The sequence below is a fragment of the Photorhabdus cinerea genome, assembly GCF_011189575.1.
Classification (GTDB): Bacteria; Pseudomonadota; Gammaproteobacteria; order Enterobacterales; family Enterobacteriaceae; genus Photorhabdus; species Photorhabdus cinerea.
The window spans coordinates 15169-35549 of sequence record NZ_PUJW01000012.1; the positions used below are offsets into that span (position 1 = coordinate 15169).

Genomic DNA, 20381 nt, shown 5'->3' on the forward strand with positions numbered 1-20381 from the left:
TATGCAACTCAAAATAACTGGCCACAATATTGAAATTACTGATGCATTACGCGACATTATCACTGCAAAATGCAGCAAGCTGGATCAATATTTCGACAGGATCAACCTGACTCAGGTAATCCTCCGGGTGGAAAAGGTGCAACAAATCGCTGAGGCTACTATACATATTAACGGAGGTGAGTTGCACGCATCCTCAGAACATGAGGATATGTATGCAGCAATTGATGGACTAGTCGACAAACTAGCTCGTCAGCTAACCAAACATAAAGACAAACTCAGACAACATTAACAACCCTTTTAACGAAAGCTGTAGTTTTTAACAAAGGCTACAGTAACAACAGCGGAGTTTTGCTGTAAAACAGTGCAAAAATACCGGATGCCACAGATAACCTCTGGTATTCGGTATCAATAGGCACCTAAGCGAATAAAAAAATGAATAACCAAGCAGATTTACTATTAAGCTCAGTCCTTTCCCTCGAATGTACACGCAATAATGTACATTGTTCGAGCAAAAAACGAGCTTTAGAGATTATCAGTGAGCTGGCATCTAAGCAGCTCAAATTACCAGAGAATATCGTATTCGAAGCAATATTGACCAGAGAAAAAGTGGGCACTACTGGAATTGGTAGTGGTATTGCTATCCCTCACGGTAAGCTGGATGAAAATAGCTCAGATAAAGCTGTTGGGGTTTTCCTTAATCTGGAACAACCTATTGCTTTTGATGCTATTGATAATCAACCAGTTGATTTGCTGTTTGCTTTACTGGTTCCAAACGATCAATGCCAGACACACTTACATACATTGTCATTGATTGCCAAACGTCTTGCAGATAAAAATTTCTGCCGTCGTTTAAGATCAGCACAAAGTGATGAAGAACTTTACGCAATTATCACTGAATAGCTGTTGCAATGAATGGAAAGCAACAGATAACAGTGGCTCATAACAACCACTGAGAAATTTAAGGGGAGTCGCCTCATGGTGCTGATGATAGTCAGTGGCCGTTCCGGTTCAGGTAAATCCGTTGCCTTGCGCGCGCTGGAAGATATGGGTTTTTATTGTGTGGATAACTTGCCGGTAGTATTGCTGCCGGAATTAGCAGATACGCTGGCTAACCGCGATATTTCTGCTGCTGTCAGTATTGACGTAAGAAACATGCCGGAATCACCAGAAATTTTCGAAGAAGCACTGACTAAACTACCAACCAGTTTCTCACCACAATTACTGTTTCTTGACGCTGACCGTAATACGTTAATCCGCCGTTACAGCGATACCCGCCGCCTGCATCCATTATCAAGCAAAAATCTCTCTCTGGAAAGTGCGATTGATCAAGAAAGCGATCTGCTGGAACCTCTTCGTTCAAGAGCTGATCTCATTATCGATACTTCGGAAATGTCAGTCCATGAACTGGCTGAGATGTTAAGGACTCGCCTGCTAGGCAAACGAGAACGCGAGCTGACAATGGTTTTTGAATCTTTCGGCTTTAAGCATGGTATCCCAATTGATGCTGACTATGTTTTTGACGTACGTTTCCTGCCAAATCCACACTGGGACCCGAAACTACGGCCAATGACAGGTCTTGATCGTCCCGTAGCCGCTTTCCTTGACCGCCATACTGAAGTGCATAATTTCATCTATCAAACCCGCAGTTATCTTGAACTGTGGCTACCCATGCTTGAAACGAATAACCGCAGCTATCTGACTGTTGCTATTGGTTGCACTGGTGGTAAACACCGTTCTGTTTATGTAGCAGAACAGTTGGCTGATTATTTCCGTTCTCGTGGCAAAAACGTACAGTCACGCCACCGTACTCTCGAAAAGCGAAAATAATGACCGTCAAGCAGAAGCTTGAAATCAAAAATCGGTTGGGAATGCATGCCCGGCCAGCAATGAAACTGTATGACCTGGTACAGCTTTTTAAATCTCACGTTATCTTACGCAATGATAGCCATGTTGAAGCTGAAGCCAGCAGTGTGATTGCCATGCTGATGCTGGATTCAGAAAAAGGCAGCTATATTGAAGTTGAAGCCAACGGTCCAGATGAAGAGCAAGCTCTTGCAGCTATCATTGATCTATTTAATTCGGGATTTGACGAAGAATAACATCACCTACTCACCAGGGCCTTATCATGCTTTTCACCGTTTTTCATTAGCAACACAAAACAGTTCGTGATCATGATCTCTTTCTTTTCGAGTAAGAACAGCCTACTATCAGGTTAATTATTTTAAATAACACCCCCCTCCTTACGGTGCGGGGTGTTATTTTGTGTTGGAATCCATTTGGAGTGTGGTATGACTAAACCAGCAATTATTATCAACGAATTAGACGCGGAACGTTTAGACTCCCTGTTGGAACAACCGGCGTTTGCAGATACTAGTATCGCTGATGCTTTGAATGAGGAGCTGGATCGTGCAGAGATTGTACCGCCAGCAGAAATTCCATCAGACGTTGTGACTATGAACAGCCGGGTTCGTTTCCTTGATCTAACAAGCAGTGAAGAGCGGGTACGAACTTTAGTTTATCCAGCATCACTGCAAGACAGTTCAGACCAGCTTTCTGTCATGGCTCCTCTGGGTGCTGCATTATTGGGTCTTCGTATTGGCGATGAAATCAGTTGGAAATTGCCAAATGGCGAAGAAACCCGGGTCAAAGTATTAGAATTACTTTACCAACCAGAAGCTGCCGGTGAGCTACACCGTTAATTCAGTCTGCCCATTTAAATCATGGCTGATCACAATGATTGAATCTGAGTATCTCTTATTAACCAGCGATACTCATTTCTGGCAACAGAGCAGGATTCTGCTTTGTATAAAAATCAATCGCTATACAGATATTGATAATTTCGCATATCCAATATGATTTTATTGATAGGTTTTGATATCTTTTTTGTATTTTTATTGAGCATACAAAGAGTTATTTTCACCCAAAATAACCATATTAAAAATGTGAGATCTAGCCCTATTGTGGAGATAGAGTGCAAAAGAAGGTACAATAATGCACACTTTATTTTTCATAAAACGAAATAACATGAAATTAATTGATCGTAGATATTATAAATATATTTTAGCTATAGTTATTGGATTAGGTTTAACTTATCTATTGAACCCTTTCATCTTTCAAAAAGATTCTAGCATACCTCACTTATCAACTTTTTCACTGTTATTATCGATTTTCCTTTTAATTAAGGAGAAAAACAAGATCCTAAACAGTATTGGAGGTATACTCCTTTTCTTTCTTCTCATCCAAATAAATTATTCTCTTGTTTTTGGCGAAAGAATATCAGTATCAGTTCTTGATTCATTTGTTGAGACGAATAAAAAAGAATCATTATCTATGGTCAGTCATTTATTTTTCATAATGTTATTTCCAGCAATAATGGTAACAATAGCTTTATTTTACTTAATAACTAAGAAGACAGGAAACATTCATTATCACGTATCATTTAAAGCATTACCTATATTTATTTTTTCTACTACATTTTTCCTTAGTGCTTCTACTATAGATAAGCAATTATTATCAGACATTAAAGAGGATGACAAAACAGTTGGACGATTTATAAGAGACAGATATCCCGCTGTAATTGGGGACCTTGCTTATTTGTATATTTCCAGAAATTCAAATGATAAGTATGCAGATATAAATGAAATAAATAAATTCAACGATTCAATAATAGGCAAGAAAAATAATGATATTGACACTATTATTTTTATAATTGGTGAATCATCATTATCAACTCATTATAGTGCATATGGATATGAGTTAAATACGACACCAAACATGAATAATATATTTTCTTCTAACGGAGGCTGTATAATTGATAACGCACATTCTAGCGCTCCAATAACAAGAAACTCTATCTCTATGTCTCTTGCATTTCATACACCTGAAAGCGAAGAAAACTTATTTAAAAATAAATCAATAATAGAAATGGCTAAATCAAACGGCTATAAGACTTATTGGTTGGGTTCGCAAGAGCTGGATGGGCTTCACTCATCCAAATACGGATTTATCGCAAAAAAATCCGATATAATAAAATTAACAAACTATAAAGATGACAACCTAAGCTCTCTATTACATAACGTTCTTTCAGATAAAGAAGAAAAAAGATTCATCGTAATTCATTTACATGGTAGCCATATGCCTTATAAGAATTACGATAACGATGATAAGTTAGCATTACCTAATGCTGATAAATATGACTTAACTATCCACTATACAGATAGAATCATAAAGAATATATATGATGTCATTAACAAAAAGAACATCAATTATTCACTGATATATACTTCCGATCATGGGGAAATAATTAATAAAGGACATGGTTATCAAAAAGGTAGAGAGCAATATCTCGTGCCTTTCATGTACAAATCAAATAATCACCAATATAACTGTCAATTTATAGAGTCATTCAAAAATAAAGATGGCTATTTAAGTGGGTTAATGAATAAGTATATATTATCAGAACTCATAGGCTACAATATTGAACTATCAATCCTTAACAAGGAAAAAAACAATGACTGGGTGTTAACAGCAGATGAATCTATTTTACCGTTTTCACAGATAGAATGAGATAAGATTACGACCACTTATTTAGTGTGGTCGTAAGCTATATTTTTTTGTATTTCCTATTTTGACAATATCACTTGGTTCATTATTTGTGCCCCATCCTGCCATCTCAATGTCGAAGGTGGTATAAATTCAATTCTACCCCACCAATTCCCAGGCCATTGAGTGGAAAAGACTCTTTGATTAACAGGTACTTCTAATGGCAACCATTGACCAGAGGTGGTTCTGATATAGACTAAACAACCCGCTATACTTTCTGTGCACACCATATCGCCCCGGTCTTGTACTCTGCCATTCCAAACGACTATTTCTTGAGTTCTGCGAGTACCAGCATCTTTTTGTAGATACCTACCATCAGACTCGCCTCTGGTATAACACTCTCCCCTCACTGCATAGTTCCCAGCAGGTTGATAGTTGCCGTGCGGTTGGTATCGTCCATCCGATTCCCCTTTTAAATATGCCCCTACATCCCCCGCACTCAGATTGACATCCCCACTCAACACCTTACCATTCACTTTCCGACTATTCGGCACTGCACTCTTCGCCAGATTCACCGTTTCCACTAAGCCGATTATGGAACTTTTCATCATTAAAATGATCTGATCATCCTCTTTCATAAAAAGGTGATTTTGATTATTTTTAATTATATCAATGATATCCCTGACCCACGCGATGATATCAATAGAAAAACATGAATTAATAGATGTGATTTTTCTGGTCTGTGCGGCTGTTCTGAGTGGCGCATCTGGCTGGAAATCCATTCAGGAATTTGGCGAGTTATAATTTAAATGGCTTAAACAGCATGCCGCTTTTACTCACGGCATTCTCCACCGATACTGTATTGAGAATATTATCAAAGCCATCGATAGTTATGCTTTCATTGAAGATCTTTATTCTTGGATCAATCATCGTCGGAACGATTTTATTATGGGGATAAACAAACAATCAAAAACAGCGCTATGAGTTTGTTAAATCTTGCTTTGCCCGCCATTATGATAGTGATGAACTCATTGAGTTTACCGAGAAAAATCAGGAATACAGTCGTACAGAACAACGTACAGTGATGCAAATCAGCACCGGACTCCCCGAAACACTTCAACACCGCTGGCCGTCTATTACACTGTTTGATAGAAGTGGCCTACGAAAGAGGAGTAAAAGGAGAAACCTATTGTGATTCACGCGGGTATGTGAGTTCATTACCGTTGGATGCTAAAGCGGCGGCAAAAACAATTAGGCGGAACTGGGGGATCGAAAATGAACTGCTCTGGATACTGGATGTCACCTTTCAGGAAGATGAATTATCCCTGAAAGACCCAGATGGGGCGGCCCATATGGCATTATTTAACACGTGATCAAACAACATACGAGACTGAAAGACAGTCAAGCATCGAAACGCCGGAGAGCGGCATGGTCAGGAGAATTTTGCAGTGAACTTATCTTTGGTTGAATTATGAGCAAAGTGGAATCCCGCCCTGTTTCTGGCAGTGATGTAATATGTAATACTGCACCCCACTGGATATTATTAAGGATTTTAAGATCATCCCTAATAATAACGCTGAATGCTTTCTTCATTGCCAACATAATCACATCTACCTGTTTAGGTATAACATAATCCCAGCAAGATAATATTCCGACCTTAATTGAAAATAGCTCAATACTCCAGCATAAGCCAACCAAAAATCTGCGGGAAAAAGACTTGGATACCATGCCATCTAACAGATTATTGAATTAAATATTAAACAATAACGTTGATATAAAGATACACATAGCATATGCTTCACATACGTTTCATATATGGATTATATTTATGGGCATTGTGAAGATCTCTGATGAACTACACGAAGAAATCAGAAAAGCGAGTAACGTAATGTCACGTTCAATCAATTCTCAGGCTGAGTTCTGGATAAAAATGGGGATGCTTGCAGAATTAAATCCTAATTTGACGTTTAGTGAAATAATTCAGCAGCAATTCAAAAAAGAAAACATATTATTATCTGGAGTGTATGGTGAATAATATTTATATAAAAACTCCCACCGAAATAGAGCTAATGAGGCAATCAGGCAAACTACTTGCACAAGTTTTTAGGATGCTTGATCAATTTATTAAACCCGGGATTACCACGATGGACATTAACGATAAAGCAGAAGACTTTATCGTTAATGTTTTAGGTGCTCGTCCTGCAAGTAAAGGGCAATATGGCTATCAATATGTATTAAATACTTCAATAAATGAAGTTGTTTGTCATGGCATTCCTAATAGAAATTATAAAATTAAAAATAGCGATATCATTAACGTAGACATCACTTTGGAAAAAAACGGTTTTATTGCTGACTCAAGTAAAATGTATCTGTTCCCAGCAGCGTCATTGCCAGCAAAAAATTTAGTAAAAACAACCTATGCTGCAATGTGGGAAGGCATCAAAGTGGTGAAACCAGGCGCACATTTAGGCGATGTAGGCTATGCAATTCAGAATCACGCTGAACGAGCAGGTTATAGTGTTGTGCGCGAATATTGTGGTCACGGCATTGGACGAGAAATGCACGAAAGTCCACAAGTTTTGCATTATGGTCATCGTGATACTGGTTTAATTCTAAAAGAAGGTATGACTTTTACTATTGAACCTATGATTAATCAAGGTTCCGCAAAAATCAAAACGAAGAAAGATGGTTGGACAGTCGTGACACGAGATAAAAAACTATCTGCTCAATGGGAACATACCATTTTGGTTACAAACGACGGATATGAAGTGCTCACGATTAGAGATGAAGAGTTAGCCGTTTAACACGACTAACTACATTCAGCTCGTAATTTAACTTGTGGGTGAGCCTCTATTGGCCAGCGATACTCATTTCCGGCAGTAACACTGAACCACACTGGATATTACTACGAGTTTCAATATCATCCCCAATAGTAACCATATTAGCCCACATATCTTTCAAATTACCGGCAATAGTAATCTCACTGACAGGATACTGAATCTCACCATTTTCTACCCAAAAACCGGCGGCACCACGAGAATAATCGCCGGTTACTGCACTTACTCCCTGCCCCATCAGTTCAGTAACCACTAATCCTCTTCCCATTTGACGCAGTAAACCAGCAAAATCCTGCCCTTGCCCTGCAATACACCAGTTATGGATACCCCCAGCATGGCCAGTACTTGCCATTCCCAGTTTACGGGCAGAATAACTTGTCAGAAGCCAGGTTTGTAATACACCATCCTTGATAATATCTCGATTACTGGTACACACACCTTCACTATCAAATGGAGAGGATGCTAGCCCCGCCAACAAGTGTGGCCGTTCTTCAATCGTCAACCATGATGGCAGGATTTGTTTACCCAGATGATCAAGCAGGAAAGAAGATTTACGGTAAATACTACTGCCACTGATAGCACCAACTAAATGACCGAAAAGACCCGTTGCAACTTCGGCAGCAAATAATACAGGCGCTTTCATGGTCGGTAATTTACGTGGCGACAAACGAGATAACACACGACGAGCGCATTCCTGCCCAACCCATTCTGGCGATTTTAAGTCTTCAAAACGGCGGCTGATGGTATATGCATAATCCCGTTCCATATCACCATCAACTTCAGCAATCACACAACTCGACATCGAATGACGGCTAGAGCAATAGCTTTGCAGCATGCCGTGGCTATTGCCAAACACCCGAATACCATAATGGCTGTTAAAACTACCACCCTCAGTATTGTTAATACGCTTATCTGCCTGTAATGCAGCTTGTTCTGCACGAGCAGCTAATTCAATTGCTTTATCAGCATCCAATTCTGTTGGGTGGAACAAATCAAGATTTGGCGCATCAAACGCCAGTAATGCTTTATCCGCAGGACCAGCACATGGGTCTGGAGAGGTATAGCGAGCAATATCAATCGCAGCCTGGACAGTACGGTTAATGGCATCCGGGCTTAAATCTGTTGACGATGCGCTACCTTTACGTCGCTGATGATATACAGTGATCCCTAGCGCCCCATCACTGTTGAATTCTACATTTTCTATTTCACCAAAGCGGGTACTGACACCAATACCCGTTGTTTTATTAACAGCTACTTCCGCAGCATCACAACCCGCTTTTGCCAGCTCTAATGCCTGTGAAACTGCATTTTCCAGTTGTTTGCGTTGTTCCGCAATTTGATCAATGATTTTCATTAATTACCCATAATTTGATAAATAAAGGGAAAATCTGTCGAGAAAACAGAACCATCTTATCCACAAAGATAATGCCGAGTGGTAATCAGGGGTTTTTCCCAGTTACAATACACAATATTAGGATGTTAACACCCACCGGGCTACAGGTCATTCTCCAAAATCAACCTGCCTAATCCGGCCTTTTTAAAAGGAAAACCACCATGGCAAAGCAGCCTGAAGATTGGCTCAATGATTATCCTGCTGAAGAGGAAGAAGAAGAGATAATTTGGGTCAGTAAAAGCGAAATTAAACGTGATGCAGAAGCATTGAAAAAGCTGGGAGCAGAATTAGTTGATCTCGGCAAAAGTGCTCTTGAACGCATCCCGTTAGATGAAGATCTGCTGGCGGCCATTGAACTTGCGCAGAAGATAAAAAGAGAGGGACGCCGTCGCCAGTTACAATTAATCGGTAAAATGCTACGTGCCCGAGATGTCGAGCCAATTACTACCGCACTTGATAAACTGAAAAATCGCCACAATCAGCAAACTGCTCTGTTCCATAAATTAGAAGAGCTGCGTGATAAACTAGTTAATGGCAACGATGAAGTTATTGATGAGGTTGTGGAACTCTTTCCACAAACCGATCGCCAACAGATGCGTACACTGATCCGAAATGCCAAAAAAGAAAAGGTGGCTAATAAGCCACCTAAATCTTATCGTCAGATTTTCCAGTATCTTAAAGATATGGCCGAATCGACCTAACTGTCATAAATATATAAGGCTCTAATTCTGTAAGGGGACAATATTAAAACTAAGTTCCCCTTCCAGCTCTCCTTCCGCTTCTTCAAACAAGAGTACTAACGAGGCAAAATGGCGTCTTTTCTGCTGCGTAAAATGGATAAAATTGACCTCCACAGGTAAACCAATTCCTCCTGTCACAACATCCCACAAAGCATCCAGATTGTTACCAAACTCGTCTCCTAACTCAAATTGCTCAGAAAACTGCTGATAGAACATATTCAGATCAGGGATTCGGTCAAAATCAAACTCCACTTTATGCATAACGTTACTCCATCAGGGTAAAACTTTTATAATGATCTAACGTCAGATAAATCAGACCGTCAGATGAATAAACCAGTCTATCACTCCCTCGGTGCCCACAACGATAGTTAACATCTGCCTCAAACCACTGACGCTTCGGTTTCATTGGTAACTTTTTCTCACGATTGGCAAATTTATCACCACCAATTGCCCGCCCCGGCAAAACCTGACATAAGTTTCCCTGTTTTGCATTCCAGCCAAAGTCACGGGCCTGCCTTTTGGTAATATATAGATCAGGCAATTTATTATTCTGCCGTAAGTAAGCTACCACATTATTCTGTTCAGTAAGCCTATCAATCCTTTGTATTGCCGAAGTACTGCTATCTGTTTCCGCAGTCTGTGCCAGTGTTTTCTCAACACCTTGCGTACCAACACCTTTAGCAAAGGTGCCATAAGCCACAACTAGAACAGTCAGTAACACGCCTGCTAACCAAGTCTTCTTCATGACTATCCTTAATGATGATCTATGTCAGATAAACAGCAAAAAAATCAGGCTGTTCCTCCAACGGTCAAGTTGTCCAGTTTCAAAGTAGGCTGACCAACACCAACGGGTACGCTCTGGCCCTCTTTGCCACAAACCCCAACACCTTTATCCAGATCAAGATCATTTCCTACCATAGAGATCTGCTGCATAGCCTCAATACCGGAACCGATTAGCGTTGCACCTTTCACTGGTTTGGTAATCTTGCCGTTCTCGATCAGATAAGCTTCAGATGTCGAGAACACGAATTTACCGGAAGTGATATCCACTTGACCACCACCAAAATTTGGTGCATACAAACCATTTTCTACACTACCTATAATTTCTTCCGGTGTAGAATTGCCCGCCAGCAAATAAGTGTTAGTCATACGAGGCATTGGCAGATGAGCATAAGATTCACGGCGACCATTACCCGTCGGCGCTACCCCCATCAGGCGGGCATTCATTTTGTCCTGCATGTAACCTTTGAGAATGCCATTTTCAATTAATACATTGTATTGCCCAGGAACACCTTCATCATCAATCGCCAATGATCCGCGACGACCTTTTATCGTGCCATCATCAACCACAGTACAAAGTTCAGAAGCGACTTTCTCACCAATCCGACCAGAGAATACGGAAGTACCACGGCGGTTAAAATCACCTTCCAGACCGTGGCCAACAGCTTCATGCAGCAACACTCCCGGCCAACCAGCCCCCAGAACGACAGGCATAGTACCAGCAGGCGCAGCAACAGCCGAAAGGTTCACCAGCGCCATACGAACAGCCTCACGCGCAAATTGTTCTGCACGATTCTGACCATCCATCATTTCCAGAAAATATTCATAACCATAACGGCCACCACCGCCACCAGTACCGTGTTCACGTTTACCGTTATCTTCCACCAATACAGAGACAGATAAGCGCACCAGAGGACGAATATCAGCAGCCAGAGTACCATCAGTTGCCGCAACTAATACCCGTTCGTAGACCCCTGTCAGACTGGCATTCACTTCTTGTACTCTCGGATCTTCAGCACGAGCAACCTGATCTACACGCTGCAATAACGCGATCTTTTCTTCACGGGAAAAACTTTGCAATGGATCAATTGCTGCATAAAGTGGAGAGTAAGCCACTTCTCCAAGGGTATGGACTTTACCATTCCCTTTTTCATGGACGATACTACGGGCAGCCTGCACGCTTTGTTGCAACGCATTGAGTGTGATCTGATCTGCATAAGCAAAACCTGTTTTTTCACCACTGATTGCTCGAACACCAACCCCCTGATCAATATTATAGGAACCATCCTTAATAATACGATCTTCCAATACCCAAGACTCATGATAGCTGGACTGAAAATAGAGATCGGCATAATCCAGCCGGCGCTCAGCCAATTGACCCAATACTGAAAACAGATCTTGATGACTTAATTTATTTGCAGTCAGTAAATATTCACTGACAGAAGTTAAACTCATAATTGCTACTCTTTAATTTGCGATATTCTTTTTAATCAGGGAAGTCAGCTGCGGTCGGAAGCGGTTATGTTTAACCACTTTCATCTGCTCACGCATAATCTTCAGGCTGTCAGCCCTGACATTCAGTTGTAGTGCACTGACTGCATCTGGGTTTTTCTTCATCACTTTCCCCCAGCCGTCTACTGCCATTGAGTGGCCCCATGTCTGGCGAGTCCCATGTACACCAACCTGAGCAGGTGCTAACAGAATACACTGGTTTTCAATAGCACGGGCCCGTAACAATGGCTCCCAATGTGCTTTTCCTGTTAAACGGGTAAATGCCGCCGGAACAGATATCAATTCAGCGCCTTGTTCACGTAGCGCCTGAAACAACCCAGGGAAACGCAGATCATAACATATGGTCATCCCAAGACGACCGACAGGCGTATCCACAACAGTAATATGTTCCCCGCGCTGGAAACTAGCAGACTCGTTATATGCTCCATGTTCATCATTAATATTGACATCAAACATATGGATTTTGTCGTAACGTGCGCGGATCTCACCCTGATCATCAAATAACAAGCTGCTGCTAGTTATCTGTTCAGGATTTTCACGACTGATAAGCGGCATAGAACCGATTAATAGCCAGATACCATAACGGCGCGCAATATCACTGACGGCCTGCTGCAAAGGCCCTTCTCCCTGCTGTTCTGCATGCTTACGATAGCGAGCAGCATCAGCAAACAACAATGCATTTTCCGGGGTCATGACAAGTTTGATAGTATCCGGCAACTGCTTTATTTGTTGTTCAATTTGCGCCAAATTATGTTTGATATTCTCACCGCTACATAACTGTAAGAGTGCAACATTGACGTTTCTCATGTTCCTCTGTTCTCCTTAAGTTGACGCAAAACTTCATCAATTTTCGGCTGATCAAAATTACCAGTAATCCGGTAACGAATAACCGATATCTTATTCCATAACGGCCCCAAAACCTTAGTCGCTGCAAATAGGGCGGCACCTGCTACTGGATTAATAACAAAAGCTGTTGCTACACCGACAGTAGCCGAAATTTCTGGTGTGACAATCGCTTCTATATTGATCTGTTGGCGAACAAAATCAATCTCCCCTTGCGTTGTCACATCAGCAATCAACCCATCAATCCGTAAATTTTTGGTATTGAGCACCCCATTTTTTATTGAAGCATCACCACGGATTGAGTCAAATTCAAAGTCCTGACTAAAGGTATCACTAAAATCGAGTTGTAATTTACGCAGCAAAGCATCAAAACTAACTAGTCTGAGTAGTTGACCTGCACGCCCTCCTCCCAGCTTTTCAATTGCGCCTTTGCCTAAATCACTTTTAAGATCACCATTCAGCGTTTGCAAATCAGGTTTCCAGGGTACATCTTGCCAGTTAAAATCAAAATGGAAGGTGAACGGTGAATTAACAATTGGCACAACCATACCAAGATAAGATGCTATTTCATCAAACCTCTCACCAGAGAATTGTCCCACAAGATGAGTATTATTCCCTACAGTACTTTCCTGCCAACGACCGGCCAAATTGAGTTTACTAACGCTGTTTTCCACCCTGCCATCTTTTAATACCAACGCATTACCTTCTGGTATCAAGGACCCTGACACTTTCCCTAGTTTCAATCCCATAATCCAGCACTCAGAACAGATGATATCTAATAACGGCCATCGGTTCAGCGAATAACGCTGAGTTGTATTTGTCTGAGATTGCTTAGGTAAATCTAATTCAGGTTGCTCAACGCTGTTCCACTGAGGATTATAGTAAAGGTGGCTCAGATTCACCTGCCACGGGCCATTATTATGAATATTAAGCTTACCGTTAATTTCCTGACCATTAGCACTGATCTGCATCCCCCAAGGCTGTTTTTCCACATCCAACGATAATTGATCCCAACGCTGTCCTCCCGCATCCAATGATGGGAATGATACCCGCAGGTACTGTGGCAACATTGACTCTCCTGAAAATGAAGAACCAGAAACCAGAGAAGTCATCAACCCCAACCACTCTTCACCATTAATTGAAGGAAAATTCAACTCCAATAGTGACTTCTCAGGTAAGTTAGGAACTTTGTCACTATTACTTTGTAAAATTCCTCGTAACAGTTGACTATTTTTCCCTGCCAAACGCCATTGAGTATTAAATACATACTGTTTACCCAAAATGCCTTTCACGTGCAGTCGATCCATATCACCATCAGCCAAAATATGCAGGGCTTTAAGTTTTCTCAGTTCATCTACTTTCAAGGCGGGTAACTGGCTGCCCATTTGTGACAAATCAGCGTCGATTTTCACATCATATTGAACCTTACCTTGATACGGTAAACTAATACCTACTTTACCTTTCCAGTCAACGGAGCCAAACAGTTCTTTAGCAATCGCTGGTGGCAGGTTCGGTAACTTTTCAGTAGCCCAATCAGCATTCAAGCCAACATTCACCCGATAGTTTTTCAGTAAATTCTGGGTAGAAAAATCAACAGTAACAGGCTGCCCAAACCACTGCACTGATAATTTATCACTTTGTAAATTACCATTATTAAAACGGAACCGGCCACTGACATTTTTCATCTCGCTGTCCAACGGCTTAATCAACAGATGATTATTCTTTAAAGTGACCTCACCACTGGCATCCACATTGCCGCCATCAAGCGGAATATCCAGATGTAAATTACCAGTAACCTGACCACCAACCTGCAATGTATCAAGCGTTTTACCAACGGAATCTGCTAACGGGCTACGGGTAAAATATTCATGGATATCTTTACCCTCTCCCAGAAGATCAGCATCGATTAACAATTTCTTTTTACCGTAATCAGAAATTACCGCTGAAACGTTGCCCGCTTTTACTTTGCCAAGTGCCGTTTGCGGAGCAAGCATCCATAAGCCGTTATTATGGAAATTAAGGTCAATATCCAAATCCTGCAATGCCGGCCAGTTTGGTTGATATTGGAAAGTAGCATGGCGCAGTGGCGCAAAAATCTGAAACTGGCCATCATTCTTTGTAAATGGAAAATCTTTTGGATTGCCCTGAAAAACGAAAGTTGCGTTTTCTATCTGCCCTTTAATAATTGAAGCCGTCAGATAGTCAGTCAGAGATGTTCCCATCAAAGACTCAGGAAAATATCGCCAAGCATCACCTGCATCAGAAACCCGTATTCCCGCCAGAATACTTAGCGCCGGAGGCTGTTCTTTTGGTTGTTGATAACGAAAATCGCCATTAAGCCACAACGATTTTGCCTGTAAATCCAACCCCTGGCTCCAAAGTTGTAAACCTCGTTTACCCTGCTGCCAAAACACTTCACCATGACTTTGGAATATCTCAAACGGTGCCCGGAACATACCTTGATAATCAACTACGCTATCCTTCAACGTAAAACTCAGTTCTCCCTGCTGCAAACTACCATTGAGAAAACCAGAGAAATGATCAATGGAAGGCAATCCCTGCCAGCGTTGCCAACCGACATCTTGCCACTGAACACTGATGTGTGAGTTATCTGCAAGTTCCTGTGTAATATCAAGAGCAAAATGATTTACCAACCCCTGTGGCTGGCGATGTTCCCAATCCCTGACAAGGTCAGGGGTCAAAAAAGAAAAAGTGGGTAAAATGCTACTCAACCGTTCAAGTTGAATATTTTCTGCCCGGATACGCCAGTGATCTTTGCTATCATACTTCTTAGCTTCCGGTAGATAGAACACTGATGCCTTTCCTGACGGCCATTGCTGGCCGTCAGTGACCAAGCTTGCCAACTCAGGTACATCAAACAACCAACCATTACCCTGACGACGCATCCGTAATACCAAATCACTGACAGAAAGATTATGGAGTTTGTCAGCAACTTTCCAGTTAGCTTCTCCCTGGCGTAATTGCAGTTGGCCGCCATCAATTCGCCCATCTTTAAGCATAATCCAGCTAGACAAGCTAAATTCAGCATCTTTAAGCCCGGTATTATCCTGCAACCAATGACTCAGCCATGGGTGAATATCAACATTATCTGCCTGTAAATAAATAGTACCGTTATCCAATACGCCATTAGTGTCACGCAAATCAAATTTAACTTGTACATTCCCATGCTGATTATTGATAGAAGAGAGACTTATTTCCCCCTGCGCACGATGACGGTTATTTTTATTCAGCCAGGTTAATCGTGGTAACAGCAGATCTGCCTGCTCACCGGAGGGGGTCAAAAAAGTAAAGCGACTATCTTGCAAATTAAAATGGTCAAACTGTTCGAGAAACAAATCAGAAAACGTATCTGATTGGGAAAGCATATTACCACTTTGAGCATTAAACAGCGGTTGATGGTAATTCACTTGCAACTGATAAAAAGTAAGATCGCGGAAATTCCACTGCATTCTTAACAGAGATAACCAGATATCCAATGCAACCGTGATTTTTTTAGCTTTCACATCTGCACTTGCAGTTTTCACACTAATATCGCGTAGTTCAAGAACAGGCCCGAAAGATTCCCATTCTCCCGCAATATATCCAACATCAACAGGTACACCGATAATTGACTCAACTTTAGCGAGCAATTGCGGACGATAGCTATTAATATGTGGCAATAGAAAACGCAATCCACTGACAAGCAAAGCCACAATGATAATGACTATTGCGGCTGTCGCTAATAATACTCCCGGCAGTCGCCTCACACGTATCTCCTTGGTTGCCAGTGCTGTTATGTCAGCAAACCAGATGGTTATTACATCATAACTACGTCAAACTGTTCCTGACTGTAGAGCTGTTCTGTCTGAACTTTTACCTGTTTACCGACAAAAATTTCCACTTCTGCTAGTGCATGAGATTCTTCCCCTTTCAGCGCTTCGACTACGGCTGGCGATGCATAAATAAGAAAGCGATCTGCATCAACTGCCCGGTGAACACGCACAATTTCACGCATAATCTCATAACAGACCGTTTCAACAGATTTCACCGTTCCCCTTCCATTACAAGTAGGGCAATCGTCACAGAGTATATGCTCTATGCTCTCACGGGTTCGCTTACGCGTCATTTCTACTAATCCTAGCTGTGAAAAACCATTAATCGTTGTTTTAACGCGATCTTTACTCAGCGCCTGTTCAAGAAAAGCTAATACTCGCCGACGGTGGTCTTCGCTGTTCATATCAATAAAATCAATAATGATAATACCACCCAGATTACGCAATCTTAACTGTCTGGCAATCGCCTGCGTCGCTTCGATATTAGTATTAAAGATAGTTTCTTCCAGATTACGGTGTCCGACAAATGCTCCGGTATTAATATCAATTGTGGTCATCGCTTCTGTTTGGTCAATAATCAGATAACCACCTGACTTCAATTCAACTTTACGGTCAAGTGCCCGCTGGATCTCATTTTCTACATCAAACAGATCGAAAATAGGTTGATTACCGTTATAAAGTTCCAGCTTGGCGGTCATTTTAGGAATATATTCACTAATAAATTCTTGTAACTGATTAAACGTTAAACGAGAATCTACACGAATACGATCAAGAGCCGCTCCGGCGAAATCACGTAGAATACGATGAGCCAGAGCCAGTTCACCGTAAAGTTTATTTTTGGTGACATTGCGCTTTTTACGCTCTATTACCTTACTCCACAGTCGTTTCAGGAAAGCCGCATCCTGAGTTAACTCATCGTCACCAACCCCTTCAGCAGCCGTTCTAATAATGAAACCACCATGCTCATCACAATAGTCAGCCACAATATTTTTCAGGCGATTACGCTCTGCTTCACTTTCAATACGTTGTGAAACCCCGACATGAGAAGCACCGGGCATAAATACAAGATAGCGGGAAGGCAATGTAATATCCGTAGTTAGCCTGGCTCCTTTGGTGCCAAGCGGATCTTTCACGACCTGAACCATTAAGTCCTGCCCCTGACGAACCAGCTCAGCAATATCTCGGACATGAAAGTTCTTTTGTTCCTCACCAGCAATGCATTCCGTATGAGGCATAATATCTGAGGCATGCAGAAAGGCGGCTTTTTCCAATCCAATATCCACAAAAGCCGCTTGCATTCCAGGTAATACCCGGCTTACACGACCTTTGTAAATATTGCCAACAATTCCTCTTTTGGCTTCTCTTTCAACATGGATTTCCTGCAAGATCCCACCATCAATGTAGGCAACGCGCGTTTCAGACGGTGTTATGTTGACTAATAACTCTGCTGTCATGTGTTCCTCTTTCCATCAACTAACGCAAAAAACTTTGTGATTAATTCATGCGTTTCCACCAATGGCAAACCAACTACTGCGTGATAACTACCGTTTAACGTTTTGACAAAGCAACCCGCTTTTCCTTGAATACCATAAGCACCCGCTTTGTCCATTGGCTCACCAGATGCTACATAATCCAAAATTTCCTGCGTAGATAACTGGCGAAAAGTCACATCCGTAACAACTATATCACTTAAAGTACGCTGACTATCTGATAAAGCAATAGCTGTAATTACCTGATGGCACTGACCGCAAAGTGTGCTGAGCATTTCAATGGCGTGTTGTTCATTACGCGGTTTTTCCAGAATTTTATCATTTAATACAACAATCGTATCAGCTCCCAACACCGGAAAATCCTCTGGCGCAATAGCAACCCCCGCCAGAGATTTATCTCTTGCTAATCGACTGACATATTGACGTGAAGTTTCACCCTCTTGCCATTGCTCCTCTATTTGAGGAGAAAGAATTTCAAATTTAAAGTCCAATAATTCAACCAGCTCACGTCGTCTTGGCGAGCCAGAAGCCAAATAGAAGGTTTTCATGATGATATTATCCTTTACTACCTATACCATTAAGCTATTTCATTTGCTCTTCTTTGTAATAAACAGAGTGAGCTTAAACAGAATTCAGACAAAAGTATTAACTTTTGAACGCACTTAATATAGCCCAAAGGCGAGCAAAGTAAGTCATCCTCACGTACTATATCTATATGTATCCTATAAGTTATATGTGCTTGTCCGTATCCACGATTTATTAGAAAGAACAACCGGTATCAATAATGTTTACTGGAATAAACCCTTCGTCAGAGCATTAAAAACCACAGCTCAATCATTAATGCACATTAACATTAACGCACATTAAATTGACGCCGGATTTTTCGCATTAACAGGAATAACCACGGCCAAAGAATACCATTGACCAAACTGTTCCAGAATACTTCTGAATGAAAAGCAACATTTGATAACAAAAATTCTGCCCAAAAAACACTAAGGTCCATCAGCACTGATAAAGCAACGACGACTAAAGACTGCTGCCAAAGTGCCATATTGCGAAACAATTGAAACTTAAATGACACCAAATAACTAACAAGACTGTAAGCCAAAGCGTTAACACCCAACGTTGCTCCCTGAATCAAATCTATGATGATCCCCAGAACAAAACCGGTACCAACACTGACTCTGTGGGGTAATGCCATCACCCAATAAATGAGCAATAGTGCTGACCAGGTAGGCCGATACATATAAATTTGCTCCGGCCAAGGCATAATTTGCAGCACCATTGCAATCAAGAAAGATAACCAAATGATCCAACGCCCATGACTTCGGTATTGATTCATTAATGATTTCCCACGCTTATAAATTTAGCAGACGTCACTGTCAGCTCAGAATTTTTCACTGTTTCTGCTGTTTTGGTTATTTCATCAGAAACAGAAGAGGGTGCTGGTGGTCCCATTTCATTTGCATGTGGCAATACTTGAGGCATCATTTGCATTAAACGCTCATTGGCCACCCGATAAACATCTGATGGAGGTAATGGCTTGGATGGGTTATTGTCCGCTCCCCACAATAACAGTAAATAACGCAAACGCTGTAACTCTGCCGTTGGCCGAGCTTTAATCACAGTATAGGCCCGTTGATTATCGACTTTAACTGACGAAACCACAGCTACCGGATACCCTTCAGGAAAGCGGCCACCTAATCCAGAAGTGACTAATACATCCCCAACCCGAATATCTGTATTGCTTGGCAATAACTCAAATTGCAAATCATCAGCACAACCCGCACCAGCAACAATAGCCCGAATATCATTACGCAAGACCTGTATTGGCAGAGCATGAGTCGTATCACAAATCAGCAATACCCGGCTGGTAAACTGGCTGACAGCAACAACCTGACCAACAATGCCTTTATCACTGATAACCGGTTGCCCTTCATAAACGCCTTCTCTTGAGCCCTTATCGATTACCACCTGATCACTATAAGGATTAGCCTTACCGGAGATCACCTGTGTCACCATCATATGCTCATCCTGACGCAAAGGTGATCCCAATAACTCACGCAAGCGGGAATTTTCCTGTTTAAGTTGCCCTAATAACAACATATCGCTGTTTTTCATCAATAATTCTTGGCGTAAGGCGCGATTTTCCAATTGAAGTTGTTCACGGGAGGCAAGCGTTTCTGACACACCATCAAGTACTTGACGTGGACCATTAGCAAGAAAATAAAATGGGCTGACTACTGTATCCATATAACTACGTACTTTACTGAGAGCATCAAGGCGGCTATCCGCCACGACCAGAGTAATGGCAACAATAACAGCAAAAAAAAGTCGTAATTGCAGAGAAGGCCCTCTGCTAAAAATTGGCTTCATAAGCTGTGCTATTCCAAACTGTACTGTTTCATAAG

General features: G+C 41.5%; 21 protein-coding genes and 1 pseudogene. 10 read left to right on the forward strand and 12 right to left on the reverse strand.

Features of this window, described 5'->3' with window-relative positions; translation table 11 throughout:
- Position 1: 1 nt before the first annotated feature.
- The 6 genes from hpf (at position 2) to C5469_RS12855 (ending at position 4566) form a co-directional block, all read left to right on the forward strand.
- Positions 2-289, forward strand: a complete 288-nt coding sequence (hpf, locus tag C5469_RS12830) for a ribosome hibernation promoting factor (RefSeq protein WP_166307175.1) — start codon at positions 2-4, stop codon at positions 287-289.
- A 143-nt stretch (positions 290-432) separates the two neighbouring features.
- Complete coding sequence (gene ptsN / locus C5469_RS12835) at positions 433-900, forward strand: PTS IIA-like nitrogen regulatory protein PtsN (RefSeq protein ID WP_166307178.1); 468 nt, start codon at positions 433-435, stop codon at positions 898-900.
- Between the two features lie 75 nt (positions 901-975).
- Positions 976-1827 (forward strand): RNase adapter RapZ, encoded by an 852-nt coding sequence (gene rapZ / locus C5469_RS12840; RefSeq protein ID WP_166307181.1) that lies wholly within the window; start codon positions 976-978, stop codon positions 1825-1827.
- The gene (npr, locus tag C5469_RS12845; protein ID WP_166307184.1) at positions 1827-2099 is read left to right on the forward strand and encodes a PTS phosphocarrier protein NPr; all 273 of its coding nucleotides are present in this window, start codon (positions 1827-1829) and stop codon (positions 2097-2099) included. The genes rapZ and npr overlap by 1 nt, the downstream gene beginning before the upstream one ends.
- A gap of 189 nt (positions 2100-2288) precedes the next feature.
- On the forward strand, positions 2289-2699 hold the full coding sequence (gene rnk, locus C5469_RS12850; RefSeq protein WP_021323558.1) for a nucleoside diphosphate kinase regulator: 411 nt from the start codon (positions 2289-2291) through the stop codon (positions 2697-2699).
- Between the two features lie 325 nt (positions 2700-3024).
- The gene (locus tag C5469_RS12855) at positions 3025-4566 is read left to right on the forward strand and encodes a phosphoethanolamine transferase (protein ID WP_166307187.1); all 1542 of its coding nucleotides are present in this window, start codon (positions 3025-3027) and stop codon (positions 4564-4566) included.
- Positions 4567-4622: 56 nt separating this feature from the next.
- Here the strand turns inward: C5469_RS12855 and C5469_RS24255 are convergent, their stop codons facing one another.
- Positions 4623-5153: a hypothetical protein gene (locus C5469_RS24255; RefSeq protein ID WP_166307076.1), complete on the reverse strand. Its 531-nt coding sequence runs from the start codon at positions 5151-5153 to the stop codon at positions 4623-4625.
- Positions 5154-5192: 39 nt separating this feature from the next.
- Here C5469_RS24255 and C5469_RS12865 point away from each other — a divergent pair.
- Positions 5193-6010: pseudogene (locus tag C5469_RS12865) on the forward strand (ISAs1 family transposase).
- Here C5469_RS12865 and C5469_RS12870 read toward each other — a convergent pair.
- Complete coding sequence (locus C5469_RS12870) at positions 5944-6144, reverse strand: hypothetical protein (protein WP_166307079.1); 201 nt, start codon at positions 6142-6144, stop codon at positions 5944-5946. The pseudogene C5469_RS12865 and the gene C5469_RS12870 overlap by 67 nt on opposite strands.
- A gap of 226 nt (positions 6145-6370) precedes the next feature.
- Between C5469_RS12870 and C5469_RS12875 the strand changes: the two genes are divergently transcribed.
- Both C5469_RS12875 and map read left to right on the forward strand, forming a co-directional pair.
- Positions 6371-6577 (forward strand): ParD-like family protein, encoded by a 207-nt coding sequence (locus C5469_RS12875; protein ID WP_166307190.1) that lies wholly within the window; start codon positions 6371-6373, stop codon positions 6575-6577.
- Entirely contained in the window at positions 6570-7346 is a 777-nt protein-coding gene (gene map, locus C5469_RS12880; protein WP_166307461.1) for a type I methionyl aminopeptidase, read from the forward strand. The genes C5469_RS12875 and map overlap by 8 nt, the downstream gene beginning before the upstream one ends.
- Positions 7347-7392: 46 nt before the next feature.
- Here the strand turns inward: map and pmbA are convergent, their stop codons facing one another.
- The gene (pmbA, locus tag C5469_RS12885; RefSeq protein ID WP_166307193.1) at positions 7393-8733 is read right to left on the reverse strand and encodes a metalloprotease PmbA; all 1341 of its coding nucleotides are present in this window, start codon (positions 8731-8733) and stop codon (positions 7393-7395) included.
- 200 nt (positions 8734-8933) lie between these two features.
- On the opposite strand from pmbA, the gene yjgA reads away from it, so the two are divergent.
- Positions 8934-9473 (forward strand): ribosome biogenesis factor YjgA, encoded by a 540-nt coding sequence (gene yjgA / locus C5469_RS12890; RefSeq protein ID WP_166307196.1) that lies wholly within the window; start codon positions 8934-8936, stop codon positions 9471-9473.
- Positions 9474-9494: 21 nt separating this feature from the next.
- Here the strand turns inward: yjgA and C5469_RS12895 are convergent, their stop codons facing one another.
- The 9 genes from C5469_RS12895 to mreC form a co-directional block, all read right to left on the reverse strand.
- Entirely contained in the window at positions 9495-9773 is a 279-nt protein-coding gene (locus tag C5469_RS12895; RefSeq protein ID WP_166307199.1) for a barstar family protein, read from the reverse strand.
- A 4-nt stretch (positions 9774-9777) separates the two neighbouring features.
- The gene (locus tag C5469_RS12900; RefSeq protein WP_166307202.1) at positions 9778-10257 is read right to left on the reverse strand and encodes a ribonuclease domain-containing protein; all 480 of its coding nucleotides are present in this window, start codon (positions 10255-10257) and stop codon (positions 9778-9780) included.
- Positions 10258-10301: 44 nt separating this feature from the next.
- On the reverse strand, positions 10302-11747 hold the full coding sequence (tldD, locus tag C5469_RS12905; protein ID WP_166307205.1) for a metalloprotease TldD: 1446 nt from the start codon (positions 11745-11747) through the stop codon (positions 10302-10304).
- Positions 11748-11759: 12 nt separating this feature from the next.
- Positions 11760-12611, reverse strand: a complete 852-nt coding sequence (nit1, locus tag C5469_RS12910; protein ID WP_166307208.1) for a deaminated glutathione amidase — start codon at positions 12609-12611, stop codon at positions 11760-11762.
- Positions 12608-16414: an AsmA2 domain-containing protein YhdP gene (gene yhdP, locus C5469_RS12915; RefSeq protein ID WP_166307211.1), complete on the reverse strand. Its 3807-nt coding sequence runs from the start codon at positions 16412-16414 to the stop codon at positions 12608-12610. The genes nit1 and yhdP overlap by 4 nt, the downstream gene beginning before the upstream one ends.
- A gap of 50 nt (positions 16415-16464) precedes the next feature.
- Positions 16465-17934: a ribonuclease G gene (rng, locus tag C5469_RS12920; RefSeq protein WP_166307214.1), complete on the reverse strand. Its 1470-nt coding sequence runs from the start codon at positions 17932-17934 to the stop codon at positions 16465-16467.
- Entirely contained in the window at positions 17931-18518 is a 588-nt protein-coding gene (locus tag C5469_RS12925; protein WP_166307217.1) for a Maf family protein, read from the reverse strand. Before C5469_RS12925 ends, rng begins: the two co-directional genes overlap by 4 nt.
- Positions 18519-18823: 305 nt before the next feature.
- Entirely contained in the window at positions 18824-19312 is a 489-nt protein-coding gene (gene mreD, locus C5469_RS12930) for a rod shape-determining protein MreD (RefSeq protein WP_166307220.1), read from the reverse strand.
- Positions 19312-20346, reverse strand: a complete 1035-nt coding sequence (gene mreC, locus C5469_RS12935; protein WP_166307464.1) for a rod shape-determining protein MreC — start codon at positions 20344-20346, stop codon at positions 19312-19314. The genes mreD and mreC overlap by 1 nt, the downstream gene beginning before the upstream one ends.
- Positions 20347-20381 lie beyond the last annotated feature (35 nt).

Bases quoted from the DNA above. Each gene is read 5' to 3' on its own strand.
- nit1 (WP_166307208.1), bottom strand. From the start codon at position 12,611: ATGAGAAACGTCAATGTTGCACTCTTACAGTTATGTAGCGGTGAGAAT.
- C5469_RS12900 (WP_166307202.1), bottom strand. From the start codon at position 10,257: ATGAAGAAGACTTGGTTAGCAGGCGTGTTACTGACTGTTCTAGTTGTG.
- C5469_RS12895 (WP_166307199.1), bottom strand. From the start codon at position 9,773: ATGCATAAAGTGGAGTTTGATTTTGACCGAATCCCTGATCTGAATATG.
- hpf (WP_166307175.1), top strand. From the start codon at position 2: ATGCAACTCAAAATAACTGGCCACAATATTGAAATTACTGATGCATTA.
- yjgA (WP_166307196.1), top strand. From the start codon at position 8,934: ATGGCAAAGCAGCCTGAAGATTGGCTCAATGATTATCCTGCTGAAGAG.
- C5469_RS12855 (WP_166307187.1), top strand. From the start codon at position 3,025: ATGAAATTAATTGATCGTAGATATTATAAATATATTTTAGCTATAGTT.
- tldD (WP_166307205.1), bottom strand. From the start codon at position 11,747: ATGAGTTTAACTTCTGTCAGTGAATATTTACTGACTGCAAATAAATTA.
- C5469_RS12925 (WP_166307217.1), bottom strand. From the start codon at position 18,518: ATGAAAACCTTCTATTTGGCTTCTGGCTCGCCAAGACGACGTGAGCTG.
- rng (WP_166307214.1), bottom strand. From the start codon at position 17,934: ATGACAGCAGAGTTATTAGTCAACATAACACCGTCTGAAACGCGCGTT.
- mreC (WP_166307464.1), bottom strand. From the start codon at position 20,346: ATGAAGCCAATTTTTAGCAGAGGGCCTTCTCTGCAATTACGACTTTTT.
- npr (WP_166307184.1), top strand. From the start codon at position 1,827: ATGACCGTCAAGCAGAAGCTTGAAATCAAAAATCGGTTGGGAATGCAT.
- C5469_RS12875 (WP_166307190.1), top strand. From the start codon at position 6,371: ATGGGCATTGTGAAGATCTCTGATGAACTACACGAAGAAATCAGAAAA.
- rapZ (WP_166307181.1), top strand. From the start codon at position 976: ATGGTGCTGATGATAGTCAGTGGCCGTTCCGGTTCAGGTAAATCCGTT.
- C5469_RS24255 (WP_166307076.1), bottom strand. From the start codon at position 5,153: ATGATGAAAAGTTCCATAATCGGCTTAGTGGAAACGGTGAATCTGGCG.
- rnk (WP_021323558.1), top strand. From the start codon at position 2,289: ATGACTAAACCAGCAATTATTATCAACGAATTAGACGCGGAACGTTTA.
- C5469_RS12870 (WP_166307079.1), bottom strand. From the start codon at position 6,144: ATGTTGGCAATGAAGAAAGCATTCAGCGTTATTATTAGGGATGATCTT.
- ptsN (WP_166307178.1), top strand. From the start codon at position 433: ATGAATAACCAAGCAGATTTACTATTAAGCTCAGTCCTTTCCCTCGAA.
- pmbA (WP_166307193.1), bottom strand. From the start codon at position 8,733: ATGAAAATCATTGATCAAATTGCGGAACAACGCAAACAACTGGAAAAT.
- mreD (WP_166307220.1), bottom strand. From the start codon at position 19,312: ATGAATCAATACCGAAGTCATGGGCGTTGGATCATTTGGTTATCTTTC.